This window comes from Psychrobacter pulmonis, assembly GCF_904846465.1.
GTDB lineage: Bacteria > Pseudomonadota > Gammaproteobacteria > Pseudomonadales > Moraxellaceae > Psychrobacter > Psychrobacter faecalis.
This window is the reverse complement of sequence record NZ_CAJHAT010000005.1, coordinates 25,676-51,331: the sequence shown is the minus strand read 5'-3', so window position 1 is coordinate 51,331 and position 25,656 is coordinate 25,676. Positions and strand designations below refer to the sequence as shown.

The following is a 25,656-nucleotide window of genomic DNA, read 5'->3' as shown; positions in this document are numbered from 1 at the left end:
CATGGACAGTTTACTTCCTTACTTTGAGCATGAGCTTAGCCTGTTTAATAAACAGTCAAAAGAATTTGCCAAGAAATATCCCAAGATAGCCAATCGGCTATTGATGGGGCACGATACGGTAGATGATCCACATATTGAGCGCCTTATTCAGTCTTTTTCGTTGATTAGCGCGCGCATCAATAAAAAACTGGATGACTCCTACGCTGACTTTACCGAATCCTTATTAGAAGTGGTTTATCCTGATTACCTCAAACCTTTTCCATCAGTTTCTATCGCGAAGTTTAATTTAGGCGTACAGGGCAATGCGATGAATGAAGCGGTTTTAGTTCCTAAACAAAGCCCATTTGCCACACAAAAAATAAACGGGACGCCGTGTCAGTTCCAGTCAACTCAAGATGTGACTTTACTGCCGCTGCAAATAGATAATGTCAGTTTTGAGACTCATCAAGAAGTGTACGACAATCAGCATGGACTACTGAACGGTTGTATCAGTATTAAATTTAAAGCTCTTAATCCGAGCTTCGATTATCAAGCGTTATTAAATCATTCGCTAGACTTGTATATCGATGAAGATGCCAGTCAAGGTACAAGCCTTTGGGACTTGCTTTGGTGTGATGTGAGACAAACCCATCTACATGGCAAGCAGGTCAACAAGATATCGGGTAGTCCGTTCGAGATGATAGGTTTCGACCCTGAGCAGCAAATCCTGCCCAGTCATCGAGTGAGTAATGCCGCCTCTGCTTTATTAAAGGAATACTTTTATTTTCCTGAAAAATTCAATTTCTTACGTCTAAATCTTGGCAAGGTTTACCCTGATTTAAAGATCGATAGCAATGGCTTTGAGATGCGCTGTTATTTTAAATTTGATAAAAAAAACACCATCCGGCTAAAAAATCTGCAGCAACTTAGTGTCAGCAGCATCAAACTGTTTTGCACACCCGTCGTCAATTTATTCAAGGCAGCCGCCAAACCTATTCAAGTCACTCATCGTTCTATCTATTATGATTTGGTGCCCGATACCCGTGCACTGTTTCAGCATGAAATCTATGAAGTTAATAAAGTTATAGAATCCAAACAGAGTGACAATCGTTTAATACAGCGTGAATACCATCCATTTTATGCACTCAATCATTATGAGCAGCAAGATGACGGTCGTTATTACCATATCAAACGTGATAAGGATATGGCTGAGTTCAAGCAGGGTTTTGAATATCAGATTATGTTCGTGGAAAAAAACCGTGAAGATTTATCCGGCGCGGTGAGCATGAGTGCTTCTTTATTGTGTACCAATAGAGACTTGCCAGCCCAAGTAGTATTTGGTCAAAGCCGCGGTGATTTGTTTAGCGAAGGGATGACAGGTTTTAGCAGTTTGTCGTTATTAAAGCAGCCGACCAGAACGGCACGGTTTGAATATACAGGCGAGGAGCGTTGGCGCTTGATATCGCTGATTAGTCTAAACTTTTTATCATTGGCTGCTCAAGATGCGGAGCTAATGAAAGAGTATCTGTCGCTATATGATATTACCCAATCCGCTTCTAATAAACTCTTGGTTGAAGGTATTGTCTCTGTTGCAACCAGTATTAAAGCTCGACGTATTCAGCGTTTGCCGCAACCGGGGTTTGTACGCGGTACTGTGATTGATATTCAAATTAACCAAAAGAATTTTGCTGGGGTCAGTATCCGCCAGTTTGCCCATTTATTGGCGCATGTTTTTGGTTATCACGCCAGTTTAAATAGCTTTGTTGAAGTGTCCATAAGCGACGCTGTTACCAAAGAGGAGATATATAGATGTCAACCACGCAGTGGTCTCAGTCCTCTTATTTAGCCGATCTAATCGCTGCGCCGCAAACCTATGAGCTATTGCAAGCGCTGCGTTTGATTGAGCGCGAAGTCAGTATGGGGCATACGCCTCTTGAAGTGCGCTACCGTGCCTCATTGTCACTGGCGTATCCGCAAGCTGAAATTGAGTCGATGGCGCTCATTGCTCAAGAAAATATGGAAGGCAGTGCTAGTTCAGTAAGGGCGAATCAAGTAAAGAGTAGGCAGATAGAGGTCTATCCAGCAGTTATCGGACTCACAGGTCCATTGGCGGCGATGCCAGCGATGTATACCGATCATCTGGCATCGCGAGTCAATCATGCAAAAGATAAAGCAGCACCGGCATTTTTAGATTTGTTTAATCATCGTTTAACCGACTTATATGTGCAGGCGAGTTGGTTTTATAACTTGCCATTACAGTATGAGATAAATAATAAAAAGGACAGTTATCTACTGAGCTTGCGGGCGCTTGCTCGGCAGCCGAAGAAACTCACAGCAATCGATAGCTTGATTGCCTATGCTGGCATGATTGCCCCAGGGCGTCTGACTGCCGATCAGTTGTCACATGTGTTGTCGCATTTTTTGGATAGTACCGTTAGTGTCGAGCAGTTCGTGCCTGAATGGTTTGACTTGCCTACAAGTGAGCAAACAGCACTTGGTGGGCAGCACGCCGCACTTGGGCTCTCTGCATTTTGCGGCGCGCGTGTCGTACAGTTTGATAGCAAAATTAGAATCGTATTTCACCAGTTAGATGCCAAGCGTTATTTAAGGCTGTTACCAGCGGGTGACATATATCACATCATTATTGATTTTATTCGCAAATGGTGTGGGGTCAGCTTGGCAGTTGAGATGCAATTAGAGTTAGATAAGCAATATATCACCCCTTTGTCATTATCTGAAAATAGTTTTGGTGGTTTGGGTCAGGGCGGGTTTTTGGTGTCGCAGCCTGCGACGAAGCATCATGATGACACTCGTTATGCGTTGCCTATTCAGTGAATACTTTAGTTAATAGCTAGCAGTGAATCATTCTGGCTATAGAACCGTTCTATATCACCATTTAATAAAAATATTAAGTCTAATGAGAATGCCAAAGGAAAAGGTTTATGAGCCAGTTAAAAGCTGTAATTACCCGCTTGAGTCCAAGTTGCCGACAGTGTTTGCAGCAGGCTGCTAGGCTTTGTATCAATAATGGCCATCGTGAGGTTGATACCGTCCATCTGCTACATGAACTGATTGCTGCGCCGCAAAATGATGTGGCTCAAATACTCAAAGTAAATAAGATTAATCAGCAGACGTTGCTAGCCGACATAAATGATCTGCTAAATACCTTTGGTGAGGCTACAGGCTCAACGCCAGTGTTTAGTCAAGGTCTAATGGCGTTGTTAGAAGATGCTTGGGAGCTTGCTAGTAGCCAATATAATAAAAATGATAATAACAACTCTCTAGAAATCCGCTCTGGGCATATATTATTGGTACTATTGGCGTATGAGCGTTATCAGCCATTACTTAAAATCCTTCCTGAGCAGCTCCAGTATATAGATCGTTTTACCCTAAAAGATGATTATGAACGTCAATGTCTTGGCAGTACCGAAGGTAGTGGCTCAGCTAACGTTAATAGAAGCATGACTAATAAAAGCGCTGATGTGGATGGCTATGCAGAAAGTCATGAATCTTTACACGCAGTTCAAGCAAACGTCAAGCCAACCCCTGCATTAGATAAATACACCTATGATTTAACGGCCAAAGCGGATGCCGAGCAAATAGATCCAGTCATTGGCCGCGAGTTTGAGATTCATCAGCTGATCGATATTTTGATTCGCCGCCGTCAAAACAACCCTATTTTGACGGGTGAAGCTGGCGTAGGTAAGACAGCGGTAGTTGAGGGATTGGCGCAAAAAATAGTCGCTGGTCAAGTGCCTGATCAGCTCAAGGACGTGACGATACGCAGTCTCGATATGGGCTTACTGCAAGCAGGGGCAAGTGTCAAAGGCGAGTTTGAAAACCGTCTAAAGCAAGTCATCGAAGAAGTGCAAGCGTCGCTACAGCCGATTATTCTGTTTATCGATGAAGCGCATACCTTGATTGGTGCTGGTGGGCAAGCGGGTCAGAACGACGCAGCTAATTTATTAAAGCCTGCGCTGGCTCGTGGTGAGCTTAGAACCATTGCCGCGACGACGTGGTCAGAGTACAAAAAATACTTCGAAAAAGATGCGGCATTGTCACGTCGCTTTCAAGTCGTCAAAGTCGACGAGCCTGATATCGATACGGCAGTGGCGATGATTCGGGGATTGAGTGTCAAGATGCAGGAGCATTTTGGCATATTGATAGATGATGACGCGCTGCAAGCGGCGGTTGAGTTATCGGCACGTTATATCAGTGACCGACAGCTACCCGATAAAGCCGTTAGCGTATTAGATACAGCAGCGGCTCGGGTGAGCTTATCAAAAACCGCCATACCCAATCAGCTTGATAGGCTACAAGCCAAAGGCGTGCAACTAGAGCAGCATATCAATAACCTTAGTCAACAGCTTGAGCGTATCGGCGGCATTGACGAAAAAGAAAAGATTAGCCAAAAAATTGCGGTGATTGATGAGCAGCGTCAGTCCAATAAACAAAGCATTGCCGATATGACAGCCCGCTGGCACGAACAACGTCAGCTTAATGACCAGCTTGATGTAATCAATCAGCAATTGAACGGAAAAGCAGATGACGCTGATGCACTTAGTGCAAAAGAGCGCTTAGACAAACAAGCTGAGTATCAAAGTATCGAGCAGTCGTTAAAACAAATACAAGAGACACATCGCCTAATCCATCCTGTATTAGATCGTCAGGTTATCAAACAGATCATCTCAGATTGGACTGGTATCCCACTGAACGATATGGCAGGTAATGAAAAAGACCATATCCTAAATTTGGCTGATACCTTGCAAGCACGTGTCATCGGCCAAGATCATTCTGTGGCTGCTATCGTTAAGCGGATTCATACCGCCAAAGCGCGCCTAGATGATCCAAACCGACCGCAAGGGGTATTTATGCTCGTCGGGCCAAGTGGCGTGGGCAAAACGGAAACCGCATTGGCGCTATCTGATGTACTGTATGGCGGTGAGCGTAATCTTATCACCATCAATCTGTCAGAGTACCAAGAAGCCCATAGTGTTGCCTCCTTAAAAGGTTCGCCACCAGGCTATGTTGGCTATGGTGAAGGTGGCGTATTGACAGAAGCTATTCGCCGTCGTCCCTATAGCGTGCTCTTACTTGATGAAGTCGAAAAAGCCCATCCAGATGTACTCGATTTGTTTTATCAGGTCTTTGATAAAGGGGTAATGGAAGACAGTGAAGGGCGTTTAATTGATTTTAAAAACACCCTTATTTTATTGACCAGTAATGTTGGTTCATCACAGATTATGCAGGCATGTATCAATACCGATCCAGCAGTCACTAATTTTAACTTACCAGACAGCGATAACCTAAAACAAGTTATTAATCCGCATTTGTACAAAGCCTTTAAGCCTGCATTTTTAGGTCGTTTAACTGTTATTCCTTATTATCCATTAACGGATGATGCGCTCGCAGAAATCATTCGGCTTAAGCTGGATAAAATTACTGGCCGTATTCGTGATAATTACGACGTCCCTTGCGTCATTGAGCCTGAAGTGATTGAGCTGATTTTATCACGCTGTCATGAGGTTGATTCTGGTGCCCGTAACGCCGATGCCATCATAAGTCACACCTTGCTACCGCAGCTGGCAGGTCAGCTACTGGATCATGATGACAGTCAAAGTGTGCTAAAGAAAATTACCGTATTCGTCGATGCGGATGATAATTTTGCTTATCGTCTGGATACCGATACCGTCGTCCCACTGAATAAAATGGCGCAATACAGCGAAGATGAAACTGAAGATCAAGTTGCGAAATTACCAAGCAAACCATTTTTACCTGAAAAGCCTGCCGTTAAAAGACCGCTAGTGAAAAAAACGGTCAGTAAAAAGGCTATTAAGAAGGAGTCATTATAATGGATACTGATAACTTTTTAGCAGCCAATATTGGTACCCTTATCGCGCCTATCGATGGCAGCCATCATGGGGTGGGTGACGACATGATGTTTGATCCACGTATCGATGCTATCGTTGCTGCTCGTCAAGAGGATGATCCATTACTGGCGCAAGGAAATTGGGTTACTGAGCTAAAAGTAGCCGATTGGGATTTTGTCAAAAACCAATGTGCCGAGTTACTCAGCGATACCAGTAAAGACATGAAGCTGGCACTTTGGTATGTCGATGCATTGAGTCATACCGATCATTTAGCCGGTATCAGTCAGGGTTTGAGCCTACTGCAGGCACTGAACGATGAGTATTGGCTGACCATGTATCCGCCACTAGATGGCGAAGAAGACAGTATGGATATCAGAGCGGGGCTGCTGTCATGGTTCGTCAAAGCGCTCACTGATGATATCAAACAGCTATCGCTGGCTGATACCAAAACCGAAAGCTACGACTACAACTATTATCTCACCGCGCGTGATCATGATAAGCAGCGTCAGCAAAATCCCGATAGCGAAACCTCCAATCAACTAACATTAAGTGACTACAACCACGCCATAAAGAACAGTAGTGAAGCTTGGCAACAAGCACTCATGAGCAATCTTAATAAGGTTACTGAGCAGTGGCAGGACCTGACTGATCAGCTCAATGATCTAATGGGCATGGATGCACCAGTCTTCGCACCAGTCACGGATTTATTAGTTGCCCTGACCCAACATTTGCGACCGTTGATACCAGAGTATGCCGATACTACTAACAATATGTGTCCAGAGGGCATAGCCGATACTGTAAACAGTACAGATGATAATGAAAGTACGATGTTGGACGGTAATAAATCATTAGCTAGCACAAAAAATGTCATCTTAACTGATTTTAATCCTAGCAACCGTGATCATCAAAGCAATCGTCGGCAAGCGCTTAAATTGCTGGCTCAAATCCAAGAGTATTTTGCGACCAATGAGCCACACAGCCCAGTGACTTTTTTGCTAGGTCGAGCGATTGATTGGGCTGATATGCCGTTGGATCAATGGCTCACTCATATCATCAAAAATGAAGATCAATTATCCATGATCTCTGACATGGTTGGTATTCAACCGAAACGACAGTCGTCTGACGATAGCTATTGATGATTATTAGAGTTGGATTGACAAGGATATTGGTTAACTAGAAATCTATGCAGAATTTTTAAACTTCTAATATTAAACTTTGCGTCTTTGAACTAATAGAGAAGGGCTTATCATGGTATGGACACAAAAAAATCGGCATCTGCAAATTAGTAGTGCCCATCCTGATATTGCCAGCAGTCTCATTCAACGGGCTGACTTGCTTGAAAGCTTGCTCGGTATGCCATTGCCCGACAGCGTTTGGAGTAAGCTCGCGCTTATGCCAGCGCCTGATGCTTACTCGAGTCCCTATCATCATGATCAACGAGCGCAGTCTTATCAGCAGCGCCAGCTTGCACTGTATTGCGGCTACCGTATTAGTATCACGTTATTGCATCCACAAGTGGGGCTGGATATAAAGGAATGGTTAGGGCAAAGTATGGCTATACACTGGCACACTGGTGACACGCTACTACCAAACCAAATTCGCCACGGTATTATTACCGAAGCCGTCGCTCTAGGTAGCAACAGTGGCATGGCCGCCTACCGCATTATTTGCGAGCCTGCCCTTAGTCAATTACGCCTATCCAGTCATAATCGCCGTCATCATCATCTAAGTTTAAGCGAGCTTATCAAAGATATTATTGGTCTGTATGATATAGACGTCGAGCTTGACGAACGCCTTAGTGATGATAGTAACTACCATATCCAGCATAGCGTTCAGTATAATCAAACTGATTTATCTTATCTAATACAATACTTGGCCCTCTACGGTGTCACTGGCTACTACCGACATGAGAACGATAAGCATACTTTGGTTTTATTGCCACACGACGCTGCAGTCTTACGTCCAGATATAAACGATATTCAAAGTATCTTAAGTCAAAACCCTGCCAATCTCGCTGATAGACAAGACCGTATCACTGCCATTCGTCCACGTATTGCTCAGCATACCCAACAAAGCAACCTATATCGCTATGATAACCGCCTGATGGGCACTTATACAGGAAGTAGCAGTAGCGAGCAACCTATTGACTCATCAAGTAGCACCCATCAGCGCTTTTTACACAGTCATAGCCGTTTTGATGATGAGGGTCTCGATAAGCTTGCTATCCGCTACCAGCAGAACGCGCAGCAGCTTGCCAATCTAGGTAGTTTAAAAGGTAATATCCGGCACCTGAATCTGCCAAGTGTTCATTACATTGATGGCAATCCTTATGTGACTGAGCCCATAAGCCTAGTCTCCATTCACCATCATATCAATAATCATATTCCAGCAGATTGGTTGGGGACAGCACCCTTTGATCCCATTGTTCTACAGCCCAATGTGAGCCATAATACTGATGACGACAATGATAACAACGTCCATTATATCAATGCCTGCTACCTACCGTTTCCGCATCATCACCATATTCCTTATGGAGAACAGCTTGCTACAATTGGACAACCGCATCCGGGTCTGACAGGTCTTATAAGCGCCAGTATCATTGATACCGATAGTAACGCCATTACTCATGATCGTAACCACCGTGCCCATATCAGATACCATTGGCAATCAGATGACAGTAATGGAAGTGACAGCGCGCACTGGATACCCATCGCCAGTCACCTCGTCGCCGACCACATGGGACAGACTCATCCTCTACGTCATGGACAGCATGTTCTCATCGACTTCATCGGTGGTGACATCACTCATCCCATCATCATCGGTAGCACCCATAACGGACAAGGTAATTCTGACGCTCAGCACAATAGCATTGCCAGCGATACCGACACGATTGATACCACCAGTCCAGCATGGTTTATTAATCAAAGCCATGCTTATCCCATAGACGGTATCAAGACTCAAAGTATTGATAGCAGTCGAACAGGCGAGGCGACCAAAGACAGCCTTGTTAACGGCTATAACCAGCTGATGTTTGACGCTCATCCTGAGAGTCCACAAATTAACGTCTATAGCAGTAGCTATCAAAGCAGCCTAACCATTGGACATCTGTATCAGCACACCGACCATACTCGCGGTCAAGCTCGTGGACAAGGCATCAGCATAGAAACTCAAGCCGCCGCTAATGTGCAAGGTAGTATGGGTATTCATATCAGTAGCCATCAAGCTGACAGTCAATCAAAGCAGCATATGAGTCATGACAGTCATAGCAAACTACAAACTGCTGACCAGCATCAACAAGCTTACACACAGCTGGCTGACACCCATCAGCCAGTGGGACTAGAGGGCAGCAATAATAAGAGCAACCAGAATAAGAGTAACAGTAAAGAAGACGCACAAACCCCCTTTGCCCAATTTAGCCAAGACACCAACGATAGTAGTCTTAGCGAGTCCGGACAATGGCAACAAGCCCATCTGCTGATCGACTCTCAGCGTCATCTTGCCATGCTCAGCGGACAACACAGTCAGCATACCAGCACTAAAAATACCCATAGCCACGCCACTGATAGCACCCATCATCATAGTCAAACCCAAATGAATAAGTTGGTGTCAGGCGATATTCACTATTACAGTAACAAAGCCCAAACCCACACCGCTGCTCATGGTGATGTGACCATTCAAGCGCACCAGAATGAGATGCGCCTCGACAGTGAGCAAGTCCTGAGACTCCATAGTCGAGACAGTATTGAGATTATCGCGCCTGATACGTTGACCCTAAAAGCGGCAGGGAGTGGTATTGAGCTATCAGGGGGCAATGTGACCTTTATTACGCCTGCTCAGGTGGGCTATAAGGCGAGTAAGATGGATTTGGGCAGTGGGGGTGAGCTTTCGTTAAGTAAGGTTAATCTAATGCAGGCAAAAATATCTGATAGTCTTTTATATACGACACAGTTCACATTATTAGACTCAGATAAAAAACCTCAACCAAATATAAAGTATGTAGCATTTTTAGAAGACGGGGAAGTTGTATCAGGTATTACTAATGCTAGTGGAGAAACTCAACAATTTCAAACCGAAAACCCAGAAGAAATAGCAGTGCATTTTGCTACTGAATTATTGAGTGGGGTTGAAGTTACAAGGTCGGGGGATTAAACGTGGGTGAACAAACTGTAAGCGGTACTTTTAAGCTTGAATATAAGAACTCGAATGGTAGACATGACTTTATTGACGCACATTATAGAATAGTAGATAAAAGAGGAAGAGTATTAAGAACCGGTAAAACTAATGAAGATGGAAAGACTGAATCAGCCACTATAAAGAAAGGCGAACCAATCTATATAGAGTTAAGAGATTTATCTACAAACACATGGGAGTCTGCAAGTCCTCGAAAAAAAATGGGTTACACACCAACTAAATCAGGACAAAGCGCTACTGTTTTGGTTTCCAACTGCTATTTTCAAGCTAAGCTAATGGCTAACAAATGGGTCAATTTTAAAAAACCTTGGCGTTATGAAGTGGTATTTCAAGGAGACAATAACAAAAAAATCAGATTGAAAGGTACATTAGATAAAGAAGGTAAGACTAAGATTTATGATTCACAAAAGATGCCGATGGCTAAGAATCACGAGTATACAGCAATAGCAAGATTTGAAGAACTGGCTATAAGCAGTCAACCCAATGTTGAAATAGTATTTATTGAACCTATTACAGGCGAAAGGTTTACTGACTCTAAACGCGTTATTCCTATAGGGTCTGATAAAAAATATCGTGAGTTTCAGATTCAACTAACTCCGAGCACTACGAAGGTTTATAGCGAAAAAAGCACCGTTCAACTGCAAGAACAAAAACAACGAAGAACAATCATACTTGATGTAGATATAACAGCGGGAGCAACGTATACGGTAACTCGAGAAGATAACAAAAAATTCTTCGACAATAAATTAGCGGAAACGAAAAAATCTGTTTTTAAAGACGGCACACCGCATACTGTCTATATTCCTAAGAAGTACAATGGGAAAGTACTACTTAAAAAAGGCAGTAAGACTATTGCGACTTTTCCATTAGAAGCCTTAGACCCGAATGATACAAACGCACCAATTATTTTCTGTTTAAGTAATAAGTCTACTAGTATACCAAAACGAAAAGTATCGACAAATGGTATCGATGAAACAGAGCCTATGATGTGGCATTTTCAGACAAAAGAATCACTAGCAGAAGGGCTCTATGAATTCGATGAAAAAAGTAAAGGCTCAACCAATGATCTAAAAAAAATTGCTAATACTGTCTTTGGTTCAATAGCTTTTGATGGCGTTTTACTACCTACAGTTGGGGAAGCGCAAAATGCACTAAAAGCTAACAACAGAAGTTTTATCTATGACGCATTTAGAAAACTCAAAGTCGGTAAAGATAAGCAAGATATATTAAGATTTTACATTAAAAAGTCTAAAACTGGAGCCAATATGATTGTGTTTAAAGGCTACTCTGGGCTTAGAGGTTTTTTAACAGGTACAAGATACGGTATTGATAATATGAAAGTCGGTATGATTGCTTCTGCATCTAGCGTTTATGCAGCGGCAACATCAGTAGGTTTAGGAGCAGCAGCTAAGACGACAGCATCTACAGCAGGCAAAAGTTTAGGCGGTATTGGGTTTGGTATAGTTGCCGCTTTTGAGATTGCGGAATGGCTCACTTCAGATGATCCATTTAACAACTGGTCAGACCTGTGGATAGGACTTGGTAGTAGTGCCATTAAAGCGGTTGTCGCTACAGCAGCAGGATTGGCTATTGGAGCAGGAATCATATTCCTCAGTGCATCAGCGGCTCCAGCTATTGCTGTCATTGCAATAGGCGCTGTTACTGTCATTGGTATCTCATTTGGTCTCGAAGCACTAGATTCAAGGTTTCAAATAACTAACAGAGCCAAAGGTTATATGGATGAGCTTGGCTACTAAATTAGGAGTATTATTTTGAAAAACATACAATGCCAACTACCTGATCCAGTAGCGTTTCCAGAAAAGCTATATATGCATTTTAAAGGGAAAGGTGTTATCCCGATGATTGTAATAATGGCATCTTGGTTTTTAGCATTCGCTCATTATTTAAATGGCATTAGTCAACTATGGACGCTTGTGATATTAGGGGTTTTTTTAATATATGCAGTTATTCCCACTAAATGGTATATGCAGAATATCTATCGTTTTTTTATTGGTTCTTTTATTGGTATTTTTTTTGGTTCATTGTTATTTTATTATATTGGCTGGCTTTTTTTTATAAGTATAGATATTGATATACCAATATCGATGTTAGTGCTAAGTACAATAATTATATACATTTTTGTATTCAGTATAGAGTTATATCAGTTCAGAAATAAAATTAATGTGTATCAACAACTAATAAAAAAAGCAGTTACAGGTGTTGATGATAAAACATCTATTTTCTCATTTGATATATGGATTGCGATTTTGAAGAATTCATCTGTAAACTTGGGCAGTGGAATTTCTATATATATACTTTTTATTTTGACAGTACCTGTACTTATAATAGGTTTCTTCGGTGGCAACCCTCTAATATCTGCAAGAATTATTTTGGACAGTAATCAAGATTTTTTGGCTTACATTGTTATGTGCCTTGTTTCTATTGCCTTAGGCGTTTTTTTAATAACGTTTGCAGTGAGAGAATTGCTTAAAGTAATTGCGCTAATACAGTTAGATGATTGAAGCGTGCCGTCAAATTCATGGGTAATCCCCCCAATAAATAAGAACACTTACAAATAGAGATTAACTGCTAAAATACACCAGCAGGAGAATCCTATGAAAAAGACACGCTTTAGCGACAACCAAATCGTCAACATCCTAAAACAAGCCGAACAAGGCGTCCCTATTACCGAGCTCTGCCGTGAGCATAACATCAGCCAAAGCACCTTCTACAACTGGCGATCTAAATATGGTGGTATGGACGCCACACTTATCAGCCGTCTTAAAGAGCTTGAAGTTGAAAATGCCCGCCTTAAAAAGATGTACGCTGATGAATGTCTTAAGTCCGACATCCTACAGGATGCCATGTCAAAAAAGTGGTAGCGCCCCAAAGGCGCAAAGAGATGGCTTGTCACTATATTAAAGAGCATGGCATCAGTATCCGCCGTGCTTGCCGTATCTTTAACATCAGCGTCACCTGTTATTATCACAAGTCGGTGGTAACAGATGAGAACCAGCAAATAGCGGACTTACTTATCAAACTGACTGATGAGAACAAGAACTGGGGCTTTGGCTTGTGCTTTTTAACCTTGCGTAATGTGCTAGGACTGCCGTACAACCATAAGCGGGTATATCGCATCTACTGCGAGCTTGAACTCAACCTTAGAATCAAGCCTAAGCGTCGCATTAAACGTGCTAAACCAATACCATTAGCAGTACCTGATAGGATTAACCAAAGCTGGAGCATGGACTTTATGCACGACAGCTTAACTGATGGCCGCGGCTTTAGACTGTTCAATGTCATTGATGATTACAACCGTGAGGCACTCACCGTTGAAGTCGACTTCTCGCTACCGGCCGGGAGGGTCATACGCAGTCTTAATCAGCTTATTGAGTACCGAGGCAAACCTGTGCAGATAAGATGCGATAACGGCCCTGAGTACATCAGCAATGCGCTCAAAGACTGGGCTGAGCAGCAAGGTATCATCTTAAGCTATATTGAACCTGGCAATCCACAGCAAAATGCGTATGTAGAGCGCTTTAACAGAACCATGAGATATGATTGGTTAAATCAGGAGCTGTTTGATAATCTAGAGCAGGTATGAGCTATAAAAAGGATCAAGTATGTTTGAGTCTTCCAAATCCACAAGAATGTTAAAAAAAATATTAAAACTCAGTAAACGTGGTAAACACGAGGCTGTCGTAAAATTGGCTGATGAGCTGTATGAACTATATTCTGACAGCGAAGATCAACAAAAACGTATTCACGCCAAAATTGGTTTGATAGCAAAAACACCAAGTTTGCTTATGCTTGAAAAGCACCATGATGCTGTCTTAAATTCTGACAGAATAATAAGTGTATTTACTGATGATGCTTTTATTGACGATATAGAAAATCAATATAGAGTTGGCTATCTCAGAGAGGCGAACTGGAATAAAGTAAAAGCACTTTTCAGTTTAGAAGAGTATGACAAAGCTGGTGTACTTATAGACTCAATTGTGGATGAGTACATTACTTACACCGACGATATTACAGAGTATCTAACTGCTAATATGCTATTAATAAAAGCTGATATTGTTAAAGTAAATAGTCAGGATATTAATGATAGATTGGCTGTGTTTAATAGAATCGTTAATCGCTACCATAGAAGTAACGACTTTGATGTTTTGGATCAAGTTATCGCTGCTCTTACCGAGATGATGATAATTTGTATTCAGCTTGATGACTATAAAAATGCGCTTGTCATCCGTCAAATAGCGCAACAACTTGTTGGTGCAGATCCTGTTAAGGTGCAAAGAATAGTTACTGGTACAGAACAGTTTAAAACGTATTTAGATGAAGTTAATGCCGAGCAGTAATTTTTTCTCATTATCTTAACTCACATAATGTGATGAATGCTTCATCTCAATATTAAGACCTAAAACTATGACAACTAAACGTTTAACCAGTCTCTCTCTTATCATAAGCCTATTACTCACGGCTACATCTACGGTAATGCTTACAACATCCGCAAACGCACAAATTCCTACTTTGCCACAAGAGCCAATTCCAGCAGATATTGCGAAAGCCATCAATAACGTCATGGCGGTCAGTTACGGCTCAGACTATGACAAACTGCGTGGCTGTACCCTTTATCATCGTAAAGAAACTTCTAATTATGATGAGTATGTATCTAAGGACAGCTATTGTATCGCTCCTATCAAATATCAAGTTGAAGACGTAAACGGTGAAACTCGGCTGTATCTGCTGGCCTCAGGCTACGTCTATGATGGCAAATCAGGTAACGCTTACCCCGGTATCGGTGGTCTATTTGAGCTGTATAAAATGGGCAGCTCTTGGGTCATGTCTGCCAGCGATCCCTTTATCTTTACAGGCGGTTCTGGGAGAAGCCAGCTCTATGATTTTTATCTGTCTCAAGTGGGCGATGACAAATACGCTTGGACAGGTAAGCACTGCGGCGGCAAAGGCGGACAAAGTGGCTGTCTATGGCTGATGTATGCTTCTGTAGACGGTAAGATAAAACCAGTGGCTGAGATAGAGGTTGATTATCATAATGAGATAGCAAGCAAATCTATCTATCATAAGGGCGAGGGGGATGTCAGTCATGAACGCCATAAGCCTATGACTGGCGGTTTTTATCCGCTGACGGTGACCATAAACAAAACTTCAGTCAACTATCGTACTGATAAAGAGATAGCGCCACGTACTAAGGATATCAATACTTATGCGTATCTCTCGTCCAAGCAGCAGTTTGATTTGGTTAAATAGATGGGCTGCAATTTAACGCATCAAATAAATAAAAGGGACGTATAATTGAAATTCACCGAAGACAGACTTGAACAAGCCATTATCGAATTGCTAGCAGCAGAGGGCTATCCACATACCGTTGGCGAAGCGAGCGATACCTGCACAGCGTTCAGCCTTATCTGTGGGCTTACCAGCCTTGTTCAGAGAATTTGCTTGAATGCTTAATAGTACTTCAAGCATTTTAGGAGATGTAATATCGCTGATTGGCTCGTCACCAATATATTTGCATATAAGATCAAGACGACCTTTCTTACGAATAAGGGTATTGCTCTTCTGAGTCTTATTTAGACTGTCAAAGTATTCCCAAGCAAAGTGATTAAAAGAGTTTTTAGTTTTACTAATAAAGCTTTTCTTTATTTCTTCACGATGGAGTTTTGGGTCAATACCTTTGCTTAGTAGGTCTTCATATTCACGCCAAACTTCACAGGCACGAGCATACGAGATACTTGGATATATACCGATGGAAATAATACTTTGCTTAGGATTTGAAGGCGGGTAGTATCGATACATCCATGACTTAGTCTCAGTAGGACGTACCATTAAGAATAGTTTAGGATGGTTTTTGACAGGAACGAAGTACTTCTTATCTTCAGGCTTATGGCTGCTGATACTTCGGTCTGAACTGATCGCTTTTCTTTCCATACCCTATATCTCCATAAGTACACTCAAAACTCAGTATACTTGACAGTATACTCAAAGTGCATGGATTAGGATAGATTCATAGGACAGTATAGAACGCCAGATACAACAAAGCCCCTGATATCATGGGCTTTAGCTGTTCTATAAGATAGTATAGGACTATGTAATGGTACCCGGAGCCGGACTTGAACCGGCACGCTATTACTAGCGAGGGATTTTAAATCCCTTGTGTCTACCAATTTCACCACCCGGGCAAAACTTGTCTTATCTAAAAGTAAGCTTTCTACTTATTAGATAGTGGTCGCTATTATAAGCATTTTCATTAATAAAGCAAGCTAAAATTAACGTCATACTTATATATTTATAGCTAAATAATTGGAGGCTGAGGTCGGAATCGAACCGGCGTTAACGGAGTTGCAGTCCGCTGCATGACCACTCTGCCACCCAGCCAATCAAGGATGCCTATATTAGCAAAAATAATTTAAATTACAAGTCATTTTTTAACGAAACAGCGCTTATTTGCTAAGTTGCCGCTATTTAACCATAAATGAGGCATTATTTGAGCCTTAATAAGGTAAAAGGATAGCAAAATTGGTGCAAATGAAGTCATCGCCAAACCTAAATTCAGTGATGACTTGTTAAATATAACTATTCTAGTTTAACGCTTGCTAGACAATATCTTGATTATTACGTTTTGCTTTTTTGAAATCGCGATAAGTTGCGGTACAGATTAATGTCAGCACCCCAAGGGTAATCGCCGGCCAGACGAGGATATAAAATCCATAGATAAAGACGTTGTCCATGATGTCTCCTTATAGTGTTTATACAAATTTTTTGCTTACTAGACTTCAGTAAGAATGGCTAACCAAGCATTGGTTAACCATCAATGCCTAATAAGATTTTGCTTAAGTTTTTGGTAACGTTTTTGCTTGCGGCTGTTTATCGTAGTTGCCCACCCGCTGTTTAATGAGGTCAAAATCAAAATGCTCGTCACCCATAAGGCTGACAATCACGCAGACGATGGTACTGGCACCGTAAGCGGTCAAGGAGGCCAACAAGACCATATATTGGCGTAAAAAGCCGGTGGCAAAAATGAGCATCAGTACTAGCGTAATAGCGGCGGCGACCATACCGATTTTGCGTCCTAAAAAGCCAAAGACCATGAGTCCAATCACGACAGCAGCGCCAACACTGGCCAAAATCTCAAAGAATAGTGCGGTGAAGCCTTCAATGGGAATCAGCTCAAAGCGTGCGACGCAAAATAATAACAACCCGACGATGACGGCTGAGGTAAAGGCCACATTGGTCACGCGATTCCAGAACACACTGGCAATCACAGGGAATACAATGGTGCCCCATAATGCACCAACGAAGACCAGCATGACCAATATATCAAGCTTAAAGCTAGCGAAAATCAATCCAGCAGCGGTGGCAATAATCATGGTTGAGCGTCCAACCAGCATCATGGTTTTTGGTTTTACACGCCCTTTAGCGATATTTTTGCCATAAACGTCCGCCATCATAATCGTTGATAGCGCCGATAAATCTGAGTCAGCGGTTGAGGATAATGAGCCAATGACCAAAATAAAGAACAAGGCAATAAATACCGGATGCAAATAAGTACTAACCATTTGCGGGATTAAGTTATTCATATTGCCATCGAGCGGTTCAATACCAATCGTCAAAGCCATCAAACCAATCATACCAAGACCAATGACGATGCCCGCGTAGCCGACCGTTGCAGTGACAAAAGTGGCTTTGATTTTGGTTTTATCAATGGCAAATAATCGCTGGGTAATGGTTTGGTTGCCGATGGCATAAGCCAATACCGCGACAAAATAAGGCGCCCCTTGCTGAAAAAAGGCTTCAGAAGAAAACAGGTTTTGCTGCTCTAAGGTTAAGTTTGATAAGCCACTGACCATGACCGAAGGCCCGCCCATGGCAAATAGCACGGCAGGGATGATGATGACTCCAATCGCCATCAAAGCCACCAATTGAGCAAAATCGGTAAATACGGACGCTCGAAATCCAGAGGTTAACGTATAGCTGAGCACTCCGACACCTGCGATAATGACGCCGGTCTGAAAAGATAACGGCGATAATACTGATACCAAAGCACCAGCAGCGGTGAAGTTGACCATCAAGCTAATTAAGCTGCCCATAAGATTAGATATTGCTAAAATTAATTGGCTTGATGAACCGTGGCGCGCGTGGATAAGTTCACCTAAGGTGTGTCCATTAGGAGCAAGTTCGCGAAAGCGCATGCCAAAAGGGTAGATGAATAAAATCATCAAGGCGCCCCAAAAACCATAATGTAGCGGTCCTGAAACGCCGTATTTATAACCGGAGGTTGCAGCCGCATAAAACGAGGCTGCCCAAATCCAAGTTGCAGTCATACTCGCCGCGCCCATGCCAAAACCGACACCATGACCGGCGACCATAAATCCAGAAGTGGTTTCCTTATCTTTTTTAATCAATAAAGACAGCAGGTAAGTACCGCCATAAAATCCTAATAAAAGTAAAAGAATGGTGATTGATGAAAATTGGAACAATGACTCAGTTTTCAAATTCATACCTCGCAATTGTTTGAAGAATAAAGGTTTGCAATAAAAGTCATGCCACAAACTGTTAGGAATGTAATAGGACGCATTGGTTCTATTCGCTGCTTGTATACAGCGCACAAGCACGCAATGAGGCAAGCCAAACGCTCACGTTAAATGTGATGCCGCTTTTTCATTTAGCACAGCCTGTTAGACAAATATTTGACAAAAAATATAGACTAAAAATTTGTCTTAGAAATAACGGCGGCAACTCTCAATAGGCGTCTGTTAATGGATTGACCATTACGCTGTCAAGTGATGCCTACTCGATAGTAACGAGACGCTAAAAGACGCTTATTGACTAAGCATCTCTAGCAAAAATACGGATAAGCACTGAGCCTAAACTGCTTGAGCGGTGCTAAATAGAGCTGTTTATAGTAGCTGCGTTAAGCAACAGTTAGGATGGATTTTCATCCCTTTATTGCTTGTGAGCGAACATCCGCTGTCGTGATAATAAGTAAATTTTTACGGCAGTTATTGCCAGTATTTACTTCTCATTGATAAATAAAACTACAGCGATGTTAAATTCTCGTAACATGTTTGTGCGGTAAGAGTAACCTATTCTGTCTGCTATCTCAAATTTTACCGCAGACTTTTTAGTCAGCCAGCATTAAGATAAACTAATAGGTCGTCATTAAAATGATCCTAATAAGCAGAAGAGGTTAGGAGAAACTATGAAGTTTAAACAAATTTTCTTGTATTAAGGAAAGGTAACGATAAAGGCTAGGGGCTCTTTTACGAACTTACAGGGAGAGTTAAGTTGAAGTAAAAATAAGTAGAAAATAGTTATTGCTTAGCGGTTTAGTGATAGAGTTAAATGGATATAATAAAAGAGTCGCCCCTAACTTGTTGTTTTAAGCGTCTTTATAATTTGTATAGTAAGTGACGCGGTCATCGCGTAAAAACCCCGCCAGTCCCAAACCATAGCGTTCAGCGACGCGTACCGCAGTACTGGTTGGTGCCGACATACCAACGAGCCAAGGAATGCGGCTACGAATGGATTTTTGTACCAGCTCAATAGACAACCGCGAGGTCATCACCACGCAGGTCAGCTCGGTCTTGTTGCGCAATTGCCAACCGATGAGTTTATCAAGTGCGTTATGACGCCCGACGTCTTCAAATAAATACAAATCATTGCCTTGCATGGTAGCGGCAGCATGTACCGCACCAGTGAGTTGATGGGTATGCTGCGCAGCGCCAATTTGCTGATGCATGTGTAGTAAATAATTAAGGCTGGGCACGGAGGATTCTGACTGTTTTTGTTGCAAGCCGGATGATAAATAATGACTTAAATCAGGAAGCGCTTGCGAAAGCCCGGTGATACCGCACATACCGCAGCCTGTACGTCCTGCTAGCTGTCGCCTCTGCGCTTGAATACGCTGATGACAGCGCTGATTTAGTACCAGCTCTACTACATATACATCATAGTCTTGCAACTGCGCTGAAAATTGCTCAAATGCCGTCTTTTCGTCAAACAAGTCATCCGTTAAATTACTGGTGAACCTTCTATAACTGGCAATATCGGTCAGTTGCGTTACCTCCCAATCTAATAATTCATGACTATGATGAATCAATCCTTCGCTATATAAAAAGCCAATGGCAAGGTACTCAAGCTGATAGGGGCTTGCCATTAATATCGCATAGTGGATACCATTAATGACAATCGCAACCGCTGCCTCTACTGCCAGCAGCGCTGATTTGTTATCAACCTCTATTTCTGCATTTTTAGAAGAGACATTTGCTGTAGATAAATAAGCATGTTTTTGTGTTAAATGTAGGCGCGATAAAGGCACGGTCTGCATATCCATTATTGGCGCAGCAGCATGAACAGCATTGGTTTCTAAATCGGCCGCTGAGCCATTTAACCAAGGTTCTACTGCAACTACGTTATGTTTACTGACCATCATATTTTAACCATTTCCTTTATCAAACTATCTTTGTTAAGCGCTGGCAGCTAGTGTGTTTTCAGTAACGCGCTGCAAAACAACGGTAACGGATTTATAAGAAGGCGTCCTTGAGTCTGGCGCGTGAGTGTCTAAGTCGATAAGGTCGTTACATTCAGGATAATAAGTCGCCACCGCATTGGCAGCGATATCCATCTCAGTCAGTATTAATGGACCTAAGGTGCGCTGTTCATCTTGACTGTCTTGACGCGATACCATAACACTATCGCCTTTTTGCCAACCTAAACGCTTGATTTCATCGGGATGCATAAATAACACGTCGCGGCGGTTGGTCTGGCGATAGCGGTCTTGATGACCAAAAATCATGGTGTTAAATTGATCATGACTGCGGACACTGGTTAGCTGCCATACTTTTTGCTCAGCGCTTTGGGTTGGATTGTGATCGCTATTGCTTGGATGAATCGCGGGTTCATTATTTTTGCTATGGTCACTTTTAGCATTGTTATTTTTAGCATGGCTATGATAGCTCGATGTGGTTTCTGCCATCTGTGCTGCGACATAAGTAATGGGATATTGTGGGACTTCAAACTGCGCTTTGCCACTATCGGTATTCCAAACGCGATGACGGGCAGGGTGGTATAAATGAAAACCGCGCTCGTTTTCACGAATACGATCGTTAAAATTCTCAAAGCCTTCAATAGCTTGAGCGATATAATTACGGATGATATCAAAGTCGCTGCTCATTGTTTGCCATGGAATAGACGAATCAGCGTCAAGCACGTGGGTTGCCATATCGGCCACAATTTGCGCTTCAGATTTTAAATTATCACTAATCGGCTCAATGCGACCGCGCGTAGGAACAATTTGGCACATAGAGTCTTCAATCGTCGCGAACTGCTCGCCTTTCGCCGTTACTAAGCGTTCGGTACGACTGATACAAGGTAAGATAAGGTTGTTTTTACCTGGATAGAGCATGGTTTCATTAAGTTTGGTGCCAATAAAAACATTAAGCTCGGTAGTGGTTAAGGCCGTTTGAATCGCACTTTTATCGGGTGCGGCAACGGCATAATTCCCACCCATGCTGATAAAGGCTTTGAGCTTACCTTGCATCAATGCTTTTGCCCCAGCGATGACATCAAGCCCATCTTCTTGCGGCATAGGGCGCTTAAAAACGCGCTCAAGGCTATCAAGTAAGCTCTGTTTAGGGCGCTCATGGATACCCATGGTGCGATCGCCCTGTACATTGGAGTGACCGCGCACCGGTGAAGCGCCTGCGCCATCGACCCCAATCATACCCATGAGTAGCAGCAAATTGGTAATCATGGCGACGTTATCTTCGCCTTGGACATGTTGGGTAATACCCATGCCCCAGGTGCAAATGGTTGCTGGGCTATCAGCAACAAGTTTGGCAAGTTTGATAATGTCTGCTTTACTAATACCGCAGCCAAGCTCTACGTCTGCCCAAGACTGCTGGCGTAACCAAGTATCGAGTGCTTCATAGCCTGATGTGTGCTGCTCAATAAAATCATTATCAATTTTGCCGTTTTTGGTCAGCCATTTGGCCAAGCCCGTCAATAAAGCGGTATCACCACCGATTTGAATTTGAATGACTTCATCAACCATTTCATCGCTTTGCCCTGCGGCCATATGGGTTGGTTTTTGCGGATTTCTAAACTTGCTTAAACCTTGCTCACGCATCGGATTGATAGAGATAATTTTGCAGCCTTGCTTATGAGCGTGTGCCAGCATCTCAAGCATACGCGGGTGGTTGGTAGCAGGATTTTGCCCAAACAGCATAATCAGCTTTGCTTGCTCAAAATCTTCCAAAACCACCGTGGCTTTACCGACGCCTAACTGTTTACCGAGCATCACTGAGGTTGGCTCGTGACACATATTTGAGCAATCTGGCAAATTATTGGTGCCAAAACAGCGTACGAACAATTGATACATAAAAGCAGGCTCGTTAGTGACGCGTCCTGAGGTGTAAAATAACGCTTCATCTGGCGAAGCAAGATTTTTTAACGTATCAGCAATACGCTCATACGCTGCCTGCCAAGAAATCGCCACATAGCGGTCTTGCCCTGCATCATAAGACAACGGCTCTGATAAGCGGCCGCTGTGCTCAAGCTCGTAGCCTGACCAGCCTTGTAGTTCTTTGACGCTATGTTTGGCAAAAAATGCGGCATCGGCGCGCCTACTCATCGTTTCACTAGCAATGACTTTAATACCCGTTTCACAGACATCAAGGCTTTTATGGGTCTTATGATCTGGCCATGCACAGCCCGGACAGTCAAAGCCGCCGTTGGGCTGGTTGCTATGTAAGACGCTGACACTACCCCGCATAAACGCCTTGTAATCCATCAGCTTACGAGTCGATGAGATCAGCGCTGGCCAACCAGCAGCAGGATGGGTATAAACAGGGATTTTGCGCATGATAGACCTCATAAGCGAATGGCGATAAGTAAGTATGACTGTAATAAAAGTCATTGCCTTAAGCACTACTATATAATGGCTGATAAGAAATATTGACTTTCATTACCTATAGATAACAAAAAACCTCAAAGCAATGAATGCGTTTGAGGTTTTTCTATTTTATAAATCAGCATGACTGATATGTTGTCAGGCTAGCGCATTTAATAACGGGCATCTTTAGGTTTGTTACCGTTTGGCCAGTCATTTACTTTACCAGCAAAGTCGGGACGTGGTTGATGGGTGAAAAATTCAGCGACATCGATAGCATCTTGGTCACTCAGCACGTTACCATGACCCCATAAGCCTTTGGTCTGAATGCCCATTGGCATATTGTACTTAACAAAAGCCGCGGCTTTATAAGTACGCGCCAACCCAGCGCCAATGTTAAAGGATTCATCGCCCCATAATGGCGGGAAGACAATATCGCCGCGACTGTCTTTCATGCCTTCGCCGTTATCACCATGACAGGTCGCGCATTGTACTTGGTAGATTTTTTCACCGCGTACAGGATTGCCAACCAAAGATTCATCCACTTTACCAGCGTTTTGGATATCGACCTTTTGTTCTTTCGGCGTATTTTGTGACAGCCATTTCATATAGGCCAACATCGCTAGCATTTCAGGTGATTCAGGTTTTAAAGGTTTGCCATTCATCGAACGCTGAAAACAGCCATTAATACGCTTGGTTAAATCAATTTCTTTACCAGCACGAGGCATCACGCGCGGGTAGAAGTTATAACTGTTGATATAGGGGTCGCCAAGCGGGATTTTACCTTGCGAGATATGACAGCTATTACAGTTCATTTGCGCGCCGACGTGCTCGGGCAATAAGCGCTTGGTTTCGTTTAATAAGCGCTTACCATAAAATATCTCATCAGCGTTTGGCTCATCCAAGATAGACGTATCTTGCGGCAGCACATAAGTACCGATGTCTTCGTTGGCATCATCCGCGGTGACCAAGCCGTATTTAGGCGCGTTTTGTTCTACAGGCTCGGGCTGTGAGCAGCCACTACTGATAGCGACGATACTAAGCGCTGAAGCAGTCAGGGCAGCGGTGGTTAGTTTGCCCATTTTTATTTTGTCAGAGATAACGCTAACAACAGCAGGCAGGTTGTGTGGAGATTTTTTCATTATTTTGCTCCTTTTGTTTGCGCATCAATACTTAAGTCTGGGGCGATATCGGTACTGGTTTTTGGTTTTTTGGCAAGAAAAGCGCGCATTTTTACCACATCATCGACATCGATTTCAGGTGCTTGGTTGGTCCAGCTATTACGGACATAGTTGACCACTTCTGCCACATCCGCATCACTTAGGTTGATAAATTCAGGCATGGTAAAGGCCATGCGGTCGTGCGGAGTTTCTGGCATGTGGCCACCACTCAAGGTAATTTGGAGTACTGAGTCGGCATTTTTCGCATATACCGCACTATTGCCATCAGGGGCTGGGAAGATACGCGCCACGCCTTTACCGTCGGCACGGTGACAAACTTGGCAATACTCGGCGTACAAGATTGAGCCGCGCGAATCATAGTTGCCATCAAGCAGTTTTTGCGTGGTAATGTCTTTTTTCGCTGGCAAGGTTGTTTCTTTGTTTGGCGCTGGCGTTAAAGTCTTTAAATAAGATGACATGGCGTTGATATCATAGTCTGTCATATATTGCGTGCTGTGCTCGACCACTTCGGCCATGGCGCCAAAGGCCGCTGTGCTGTCAGTACGACCGGTTTTAAAGAAGTCATTCAATTCTGCGACCGTCCACGTAGCCAAACCGCGATGTTCACCGCGAATACTTTTGGCGCGCCAGCCATCGATAACCGTACCGCTCAAATATCCTTCTGAGTCGGCATTATTTAAGGCGATTTCTTGGAAACCGATACCGCGTCCAGTATGACAAGAGCCGCAGTGCCCAGGACCTTCAATTAAATACTGTCCAAGGGTCAATAGCGCATCATCAGTTTCTGGCACAAAATCACGTTTTGGGTCAAACAGTGCTTGCCAATAAGCCAGCGGCCAGCGCCAATTGGTCACCGGTGGTAGCTCGCTTTTTAAGTTGGCTTGCTTAACGTGTTTGACGTCTGACATAAAAAAGGCATACATCGCGGCCAAATTTTCCTCTAGCATGAGCTGATAAGACGGATAGGGCATCGCAGGATATAGCGCTTTATTATCACGGCGCACGCCATGCTTGACGGCATTTTTAAAGTCGCTAAACGTATATTGACCAATACCAGTTTCTTTATCAGGGGTAATATTGGTTGAATAAATGGCACCTAGCGGCGTCAGCATAGGCAGGCCGCCAGCATAAGTTTCACCTTCAAGCATCGTATGGCAGGCGACACAATCAGCAGTACGCGCGACGTATTGCCCTTGTTTAATAAGCGCAGGGCCAGTGATATTGACCTCGATGTCACTACTAGTTGTGCGCATCTTAGGTAGTATTTGCCCAATGATAAACGCCAAAATCAGCCCGACAATGGCTGCCATAATAATGATTAATGGCCATTTTTTCATAAGCCCGCCCTCCATAAGATATCTTTACTAAGCTTCTCATTCGTCATATACATTCTATGAGGATTGTTAGATATCCCTATGAAGCATTTAGGATTTAAGCTTAGTGAATGAAAAGTTACACGATTGTCATTCAGTATAAAGGAGCGTGTAACATTGCGGTATTGTGGAAAACCACATTATAATTATGG

The 25,656-nt window shown here is 43.0% G+C and carries 16 protein-coding genes, 2 tRNA genes and 1 pseudogene; 10 read left to right on the top strand and 9 right to left on the bottom strand.

Annotated elements, in window-relative coordinates; genetic code table 11:
- Position 1: 1 nt before the first annotated feature.
- From tssF to JMX70_RS09415, 10 genes and pseudogenes are all read left to right on the top strand, one after another.
- Complete coding sequence (gene tssF / locus JMX70_RS09460) at positions 2–1,825, top strand: type VI secretion system baseplate subunit TssF (RefSeq protein WP_201591583.1); 1,824 nt, start codon at positions 2–4, stop codon at positions 1,823–1,825.
- Positions 1,789–2,814: a type VI secretion system baseplate subunit TssG gene (gene tssG, locus JMX70_RS09455; RefSeq protein ID WP_201591581.1), complete on the top strand. Its 1,026-nt coding sequence runs from the start codon at positions 1,789–1,791 to the stop codon at positions 2,812–2,814. The genes tssF and tssG overlap by 37 nt, the downstream gene beginning before the upstream one ends.
- 107 nt (positions 2,815–2,921) lie before the next feature.
- Positions 2,922–5,831 carry a type VI secretion system ATPase TssH gene (tssH, locus tag JMX70_RS09450; protein WP_201591579.1) on the top strand — a complete coding sequence of 970 codons (2,910 nt, stop codon included), beginning with the start codon at positions 2,922–2,924 and terminating at the stop codon, positions 5,829–5,831.
- Entirely contained in the window at positions 5,831–6,985 is a 1,155-nt protein-coding gene (gene tssA / locus JMX70_RS09445) for a type VI secretion system protein TssA (RefSeq protein ID WP_201591577.1), read from the top strand. The genes tssH and tssA overlap by 1 nt, the downstream gene beginning before the upstream one ends.
- 112 nt (positions 6,986–7,097) lie before the next feature.
- The gene (locus JMX70_RS09440; protein ID WP_201591575.1) at positions 7,098–9,998 is read left to right on the top strand and encodes a contractile injection system protein, VgrG/Pvc8 family; all 2,901 of its coding nucleotides are present in this window, start codon (positions 7,098–7,100) and stop codon (positions 9,996–9,998) included.
- A gap of 2 nt (positions 9,999–10,000) precedes the next feature.
- Entirely contained in the window at positions 10,001–11,797 is a 1,797-nt protein-coding gene (locus JMX70_RS09435) for a hypothetical protein (protein ID WP_201591573.1), read from the top strand.
- 15 nt (positions 11,798–11,812) lie between these two features.
- A complete protein-coding gene (locus JMX70_RS09430; RefSeq protein WP_201591571.1) occupies positions 11,813–12,562 on the top strand; it encodes a hypothetical protein in 750 nt (249 codons plus the stop codon).
- Positions 12,563–12,655: 93 nt separating this feature from the next.
- Positions 12,656–13,641 (top strand): annotated as a pseudogene (locus tag JMX70_RS09425) (IS3 family transposase); the annotation flags it as partial.
- A 22-nt stretch (positions 13,642–13,663) separates the two neighbouring features.
- Positions 13,664–14,398 (top strand): hypothetical protein, encoded by a 735-nt coding sequence (locus JMX70_RS09420; RefSeq protein WP_200662288.1) that lies wholly within the window; start codon positions 13,664–13,666, stop codon positions 14,396–14,398.
- A 67-nt stretch (positions 14,399–14,465) separates the two neighbouring features.
- Positions 14,466–15,308, top strand: coding sequence for a hypothetical protein (locus JMX70_RS09415; RefSeq protein WP_201591569.1), 843 nt, complete (start codon positions 14,466–14,468; stop codon positions 15,306–15,308).
- 90 nt (positions 15,309–15,398) lie between these two features.
- Here JMX70_RS09415 and JMX70_RS09410 read toward each other — a convergent pair whose 3' ends face one another.
- From JMX70_RS09410 to JMX70_RS09375, 9 genes are all read right to left on the bottom strand, one after another.
- A complete protein-coding gene (locus JMX70_RS09410) occupies positions 15,399–15,989 on the bottom strand; it encodes an integrase arm-type DNA-binding domain-containing protein (RefSeq protein WP_227671234.1) in 591 nt (196 codons plus the stop codon).
- Between the two features lie 164 nt (positions 15,990–16,153).
- Positions 16,154–16,240: transfer RNA gene (locus tag JMX70_RS09405), tRNA-Leu, on the bottom strand.
- Positions 16,241–16,362: 122 nt separating this feature from the next.
- Positions 16,363–16,436, bottom strand: a tRNA-Cys gene (locus JMX70_RS09400).
- Between the two features lie 218 nt (positions 16,437–16,654).
- Positions 16,655–16,789 (bottom strand): putative transporter small subunit, encoded by a 135-nt coding sequence (locus JMX70_RS12510; protein WP_223808464.1) that lies wholly within the window; start codon positions 16,787–16,789, stop codon positions 16,655–16,657.
- 102 nt (positions 16,790–16,891) lie between these two features.
- A complete protein-coding gene (locus JMX70_RS09395) occupies positions 16,892–18,538 on the bottom strand; it encodes a sodium:solute symporter family protein (RefSeq protein ID WP_201591837.1) in 1,647 nt (548 codons plus the stop codon).
- Positions 18,539–19,440: 902 nt separating this feature from the next.
- Entirely contained in the window at positions 19,441–20,394 is a 954-nt protein-coding gene (gene fdhD / locus JMX70_RS09390) for a formate dehydrogenase accessory sulfurtransferase FdhD (protein ID WP_201591834.1), read from the bottom strand.
- 132 nt (positions 20,395–20,526) lie between these two features.
- A complete protein-coding gene (locus JMX70_RS09385) occupies positions 20,527–22,923 on the bottom strand; it encodes an FdhF/YdeP family oxidoreductase (RefSeq protein WP_201591567.1) in 2,397 nt (798 codons plus the stop codon).
- Positions 22,924–23,123: 200 nt separating this feature from the next.
- On the bottom strand, positions 23,124–24,092 hold the full coding sequence (locus JMX70_RS09380; RefSeq protein WP_265089134.1) for a c-type cytochrome: 969 nt from the start codon (positions 24,090–24,092) through the stop codon (positions 23,124–23,126).
- Positions 24,092–25,468, bottom strand: a complete 1,377-nt coding sequence (locus JMX70_RS09375; protein ID WP_227671231.1) for a cytochrome c — start codon at positions 25,466–25,468, stop codon at positions 24,092–24,094. Before JMX70_RS09375 ends, JMX70_RS09380 begins: the two co-directional genes overlap by 1 nt.
- Between the last annotated feature and the right edge of the window lie 188 nt (positions 25,469–25,656).